Annotated in this window: 7 protein-coding genes and 1 pseudogene; all 8 read right to left on the minus strand. The window is 69.6% G+C overall.

Annotated elements, in window-relative coordinates; genetic code table 11:
* Positions 1–970, minus strand: a pseudogene (locus FL311_RS40915) (hypothetical protein); the annotation flags it as partial.
* Positions 971–1,044: 74 nt separating this feature from the next.
* Positions 1,045–1,860: a type III secretion protein gene (locus FL311_RS40920; RefSeq protein WP_141333049.1), complete on the minus strand. Its 816-nt coding sequence runs from the start codon at positions 1,858–1,860 to the stop codon at positions 1,045–1,047.
* A 103-nt stretch (positions 1,861–1,963) separates the two neighbouring features.
* Positions 1,964–2,515 (minus strand): ATP-dependent helicase HrpB, encoded by a 552-nt coding sequence (locus tag FL311_RS40925; protein WP_223746590.1) that lies wholly within the window; start codon positions 2,513–2,515, stop codon positions 1,964–1,966.
* Positions 2,397–3,233, minus strand: a complete 837-nt coding sequence (locus tag FL311_RS40930) for a sigma-70 family RNA polymerase sigma factor (protein WP_141333050.1) — start codon at positions 3,231–3,233, stop codon at positions 2,397–2,399. Before FL311_RS40930 ends, FL311_RS40925 begins: the two co-directional genes overlap by 119 nt.
* Positions 3,234–3,240: 7 nt before the next feature.
* Positions 3,241–3,633 carry a hypothetical protein gene (locus tag FL311_RS40935; protein WP_046712700.1) on the minus strand — a complete coding sequence of 131 codons (393 nt, stop codon included), beginning with the start codon at positions 3,631–3,633 and terminating at the stop codon, positions 3,241–3,243.
* Between the two features lie 19 nt (positions 3,634–3,652).
* Positions 3,653–4,087, minus strand: coding sequence for a tetratricopeptide repeat protein (locus FL311_RS40940; protein WP_141333051.1), 435 nt, complete (start codon positions 4,085–4,087; stop codon positions 3,653–3,655).
* Positions 4,088–4,179: 92 nt separating this feature from the next.
* Positions 4,180–4,746, minus strand: a complete 567-nt coding sequence (locus tag FL311_RS40945; protein ID WP_141333052.1) for a hypothetical protein — start codon at positions 4,744–4,746, stop codon at positions 4,180–4,182.
* A 135-nt stretch (positions 4,747–4,881) separates the two neighbouring features.
* Positions 4,882–5,163: a hypothetical protein gene (locus FL311_RS40950; RefSeq protein ID WP_141333053.1), complete on the minus strand. Its 282-nt coding sequence runs from the start codon at positions 5,161–5,163 to the stop codon at positions 4,882–4,884.
* Positions 5,164–5,296: the final 133 nt, after the last annotated feature.

Genomic DNA, 5,296 nt, shown 5'->3' on the forward strand with positions numbered 1-5,296 from the left:
GTCGCGGCGGGGGCGGCGTGGCCAGGCGCACCGGGCGCTCGATGAGCCCGCGCGAGGCGAGCCGCTCCAGGTCCATGACGATGTCCGTGCGGCCACCATCGCCCCGCGCCGGCTGCCGGTTTCGCTCCTCGCGCAGCCACTTCGCGATGAGCCCGCCGAACTCGCCCCGGTACTTCTCCACCATGCGCGCGGCGAACTCCGCGGACTGGGCCACGCACGCGCGCACCAGGCGCTGCACGCCCGCGCTGCGGATGGAGCCCGCCGGATTCCTCAGCGCATCGTGCTGCTCCAGCTGCGCGCGAGCGTCCTCCTCGGGCAGCTTGCGCGGCGCGTTCGCCGCCACCGACTTGGAGGCGAGCAGCTTCAGGTCCGGAGGCAGCGGCTCGAACAGGGCCTCACGCTCCGCGTCCGGAAGCCCCGCCAGCGCCGGCCCCAGCACGCGCGCGCCCAACCGGTCGCACACCGTGAACAGCTCGCGCTGCGTCAGCAGCAGCACGTCGGAGAACTTGAACCCCGCGGACTGCGAGTCGCCCGTCTCGCGCGCCAGCGCCTCCTCGAGCTTCCACCGGACGATGTCCAGCACCTGGGGCCGCACCTCGCGGGTCAGCTTCACCCGAGGCGGCGGCAGGTGGCCGCGCACGGCCTCGGCCAGGGGCGCGGGCAGCGCGCGCAGGACGATCTCCACCAGCGCCCCGCGCTCGCGCTGCAGCAGCGCCGCCAGCCGCTCCGGCTCCGCGGTCCACAGCTGCCCGCGGCGGTCCTTCACCAGCCGCTTGAGCTCCTGGACCAGCGCCGGGATGCGCTTGTCGCGAGGAATCTGGAGGATCTCCTGCGCGCGGTGGCGCAAGAGCTCACCTTCCTCCGTCGGGAGGTGCTCCATCGCGCCCAGGCTCTCCTGCCCGCCGAACGTCACGGCGGTCAGCAGCAGCATGCTCTGGCGCTTGTTGAGCGAGGTGAAGAACGAGTCCAAACGTCACCTCGCGGGCCCCACCGACGCCCGCTGGGAGGAAAGAAGGCGCCCCCTCGAAGGGGGCGCGGAACCGGTCAGGCCTCGGGCGGGCGGACCCGGGGGCGGGGGCCACGCGCCGTGGGGGCGTTGCCGCCGCCCCCGCGCATGATGGACCACGCCGTGACGCCCATCATCCCCAGGATGAGCGCGAAGGCTCCGGCGATCATCACCTTGAACTGGCTGGCGCTGGAGGCCGTCATGCGCAGACCCAGCACGTCCTGCTGCCGGTTCTCGTCGGTCTTCTCCGCCTTGGGTCCCAGCGCGGGCGTCATCAGCACCGTCACCGCGTCCGGCTTCATCTCCGGCACCGCCGTGGCGACGAACGCCTTCACCGCGTTGACGTCGATGGGCGGCTTGCCCTCCGCGCCGGGCCGGAACTTGATGAACACCGACGCGGACGGCATCGGCTTGTTCTCCGGCTGCGTCAGGTCGTTGTTCTCCGGGACGCTCACGATCGCGCGCGCCTCCAGCACGCCGTCGATCTGGTTGAGCGCGTTGGAGACCTCACCGCCCATCGCCTTGAGGAGCATGGCGCGCTCCTCCGTGGCGGTGGGCACCATGCTTCCCTTGGCGAAGTGGGACAGGCCCTTCTCCACCGGACGCGGAAGCGAGTTGAGCTTGAGCAGCTCCGCGGCCTCGGCGGCATCCGTCTTGGGCACGGTGATCATGAACCGGACCTCGTTGCCGCCCTCCTCCTTCTCCTTCTTCGCGTTGATGCCGTTCTTGCTGAGCAGGACGTAGATTTCGTTGGCGTCCGCCTCACTCAGCTCGTGCTGGAGCTCGATGTGACAGCCCGTCACGAGCACGAGGGCGAGGAGCGGGGCGACAAACGCTTGCGGTCGGCGAATCATGGGCACGGGGAGCTTACTAGGGCCTCGGAAAACGCGGAAGGGCGCCCCCTCCAACCAGGAGGAGCCGCCCTTCGTCAAGCGCCACCAAGGACGGTGGACGGACTCAGACCTGCGTCTTGACGACGTCCTTGAGACCGGTGGTCGCCTTCTCCACCACCTTGCTCGTCAGGTCCAGCTGCTGGGTGTACTGATACATGGACGCCTGCAGGGAGAGCAGCTCCGCGTTGGAGAACTGCTTGCCGCTGGCGGCCTGGGAGATGATCTTCTCCAGGTTGCCCTGGCCCTTCTCCAGGTCACCGAGCACCTGCTCCATCATGTCGGTGGCCTTGGCCGTCTTGCCGGTCTCCGTCTTCGCGGCGACGGGCTCGGCCGCCTTCGCGGACACGGGCTGGGCGGCGTTGGCGTTGACCTTGTTCAGGCCCGCCTTCTCCGTCTTGTTGACCGTCTCCACCTGCCGGACCATGTCCGTCTTCTGCGTCGCCTGGGCCTTGTTCACGCCCTGCGCGGCGTCCACCTGACCGGCGCCCTGCGCCTTGTCAGCGAGAACTCCGTCGAACTTCGACGCGCCCTGCTTCGTCGTCTGCTGAGCGCCCTGATCCTGCAGCTTTTGCTGCGCCACCTGCGCCGCGGAGATGCCCGCCATCGGACCCGCCATGTGACAGCCTCCTTGCATCCGTCGAGGTCGGAGGAAGTTCCTCCTCCTCGTTCAAGAGTTCCTTGAGCCGGTCGATGGCGCGCGCATGAAGCCGAGACGCCCAACTCTTCGACTGCCCGATTTCCGCCCCCGCCTCTTCCAGCGTCCTGCCCTGGAAGTAGTACCCCTGAAGGAGCTTTCGCTCCTTCTCCGGGAGCTTCTCTATCGCCGCCCGCACCCGCGTCTTCAGCTGCTCCTGCTCCAGCCGGATGTCCACCGGCAGGGACTCGTCGGTGTAGCCCGCGCTGTCCGCACCCTCGAGGCTGGAGGCGAACACCATCGCCAGCCCCTGCACAGCATCCGAGATGTCACTGACATCATCGTCGAATGAGCTGCCGCGGTTGCTTGAGCCCGACTCGCGGTCCGACAAATTCCCCAGATACGCCGCCGCCCGCTCCCCGACATACGCCGTCCGGGCGTCCGAGCCCCGCAGGATGCCCATCTTCCGAAGACCGTCGAAGATGGCGCCCTTGATGCGGTAGTGGGCGAAGGTGAGGAAGTTGGCGCCCACCTTCGGGTCGAACCGCTCGGCGGCCTCCAGCAGGCCTATCTGTCCGTACGCCACCAGCTCGTCCAGCTCCAGCTGGGCGTTGAACTGCTTGCGCACGGTCGCCGCGAGGGACCGAACGTAGGGGCCATACTTCGTGAGGATGACCTGTCTGTCGTCGCCCAGTGGCAAGCGCTGCTCACTCGGCCTTGGACCACAGCCGCTCGAGAACCTGGTTCAGCCGCGGGTCATCCTGCAGTGCGTCCGCAATCTTCGTGGTGAGGGAGGAGGACTTCATGCGCAGCTTCTCCTTCAGGACCTCGGCGACCAACGCCCGGGTCGCCTCTTCCTTGCTCTTGAAGCCCCCGTTCTTCAACCCGCGGGCAATCGCCATCGCCTGCGCGGCGACCGGGTCCGCGGCCTGGGGGCCCTGGACGTTGCTGGAGCCTACCAGACCGGAGACTCCGACGAGAGACTCGGCCTTGTCCACCCGGGCGCCGAAGGCGCCACCCGTGGGCGCCGCGGACGACGGCCCCTTCGCGCCACCGGCGCGCCCCTTCCCTCCACCGCGTCCAACGCCACCGACAGCCATGGGTGAACCTCCCCTGCCCCTACTTCTTCGCGGGAGGCAGGACTCCCGCATCCTTCGCCTGGAGGAGCGCCTGCGCAAGACGCGCCCCGTCACCTTCCGGCTCCAGGTCGACGGCCGCCTTGAGCTCCTTGAGCGCCTCCGGCACCTTGCCCAGGAACAGCAGCGCCTCGCCCACATGCGCGCGCGGCAGCGACGCCTGCGGGGCCAGCCGCTGCGCGGAGCGGTAGGCCTGGAGCGCCTTGTCGTGACGGCCCTGCGCGAACTCCACGGCGCCCAGCCCCAGCTGCGGCACCTCGCTCTTGGGCATCAGCGCCGCGGCCCCGGCGAAGATCTCCTTCGCCTTGTCGAACTGTCCCATGTCCAGCCACAGGTAGCCGGCCTCCAGCAACACCATGGCCTGCTGGCGCCCCAGGGGGACCAGGCTGTTCGAGATCTCCGAGACGCTCTCCGCCATGGACTTCGCTCTTCCTTTCCGCGCGCGGCCAGGAGGGAAGCGGCGCCGCTCCCCTCCCCGCCGTGCTTCGGCCCGACCCAGGCCCCAGGGGCCTAGCGGACGTTGCTGATGGAGTTCTTGATGCAATCGTGCCGCGACTTCATCACGTTGGAAATCGCCGTGAACGTCTGCGACTCCTGCTGGATGGCCGCCTGCAGGTTGAGCAGCTTGGAGTTCTCCGCCGCCATCTGGTTCAGGGAGAAGTTGCCGCCCACGGTGTCCGACGTGCTGGTGCCCAGCGCGCCCGTGCCAGGACCGGCCACGCCGCCGCCGATGCCACCGGCCACGCCGCTGATGCCCACCGCCGCGCCGCCCACGGAGGCGCCGCCGACGACACCGCCGCCCGCGCCCACCGCGGTGCTCATCACGCCGGCGTAGGGGCCAGCGCCCGAGCCGCTCGTGTTGGACAGCGTGTGCACGGAGGAGACCGCCGCGGAGACGATCTGCCCGCCGGGAATCATGCCGGCCACCGCGCCGACGCCCGTGCCCACCGCGCCCGCCGCGCTGTTCAGCCCGTTGTGGAGCCGAGCGCCGAAGCCCGTCTCAGGGGTCTGGCGCGCCGTCGTGACGTGGGTGGAGAGCCGGATGCTGGGGCCCTGCATGCTGTTGATGTTCGCCATTTCATCCTCCAGGCGCTGCGAGAAGAAGAAGACAGAGCTCCCGGATGATCCAGTGCTCTTTCTCCCATTATCGTCCCGGCGCTCCGCCAGTTGCCTGCCCGGAGTCAAAAACCGTGACGAACGGGTAAAAGCCCGTCATTTCCGACCCTTGGCCCCCTTGGCCTCGGCGATCAGCCGCTCGCGGGTGTCCACCAGCAGCTCCAGCAGCTGCTCGGCGTGGGCCAGCGCGACCTGGGCCTTCTTGCCCACCTCCACCTTGGGGCCCTTGAGGCCGGCCAGGCCCTCCTTCACCGGGGCGAACAGCGCCCGGACGTCCTCCGCGGGGGTCGCCTCGAGCAGCGACTCGATTGCGGGGTACGACGGCGCCGGAAGCTCCTGCGGCGGGGGGACGGACGACGGCTTGGCGGACGGGGGCATCGCGGAGGGGGTCTCCTGTCGGACCCACGGCACCAGGGCCGCGGGACGCTTGCCACCCGGACGCTAGGGGAAAAGCGGCCCCTGCTTCAAGCCGCCTTCCACCCTGCCCCGTGGGATTGGCTGGCCCCAGGCC

Source organism: Myxococcus sp. AB025B (genome assembly GCF_006518215.1).
In the GTDB taxonomy this organism is placed as follows: Bacteria; Myxococcota; Myxococcia; order Myxococcales; family Myxococcaceae; genus Myxococcus; species Myxococcus fulvus.

Excerpts from the sequence above, each read along its gene's own strand:
- FL311_RS40920 (WP_141333049.1), bottom strand. The coding sequence starts at position 1,860 with ATGATTCGCCGACCGCAAGCGTTTGTCGCCCCGCTCCTCGCCCTCGTG.
- FL311_RS40925 (WP_223746590.1), bottom strand. The coding sequence starts at position 2,515 with ATGGCGGGTCCGATGGCGGGCATCTCCGCGGCGCAGGTGGCGCAGCAA.
- FL311_RS40935 (WP_046712700.1), bottom strand. The coding sequence starts at position 3,633 with ATGGCTGTCGGTGGCGTTGGACGCGGTGGAGGGAAGGGGCGCGCCGGT.
- FL311_RS40940 (WP_141333051.1), bottom strand. The coding sequence starts at position 4,087 with ATGGCGGAGAGCGTCTCGGAGATCTCGAACAGCCTGGTCCCCCTGGGG.
- FL311_RS40945 (WP_141333052.1), bottom strand. The coding sequence starts at position 4,746 with ATGGCGAACATCAACAGCATGCAGGGCCCCAGCATCCGGCTCTCCACC.
- FL311_RS40950 (WP_141333053.1), bottom strand. The coding sequence starts at position 5,163 with ATGCCCCCGTCCGCCAAGCCGTCGTCCGTCCCCCCGCCGCAGGAGCTT.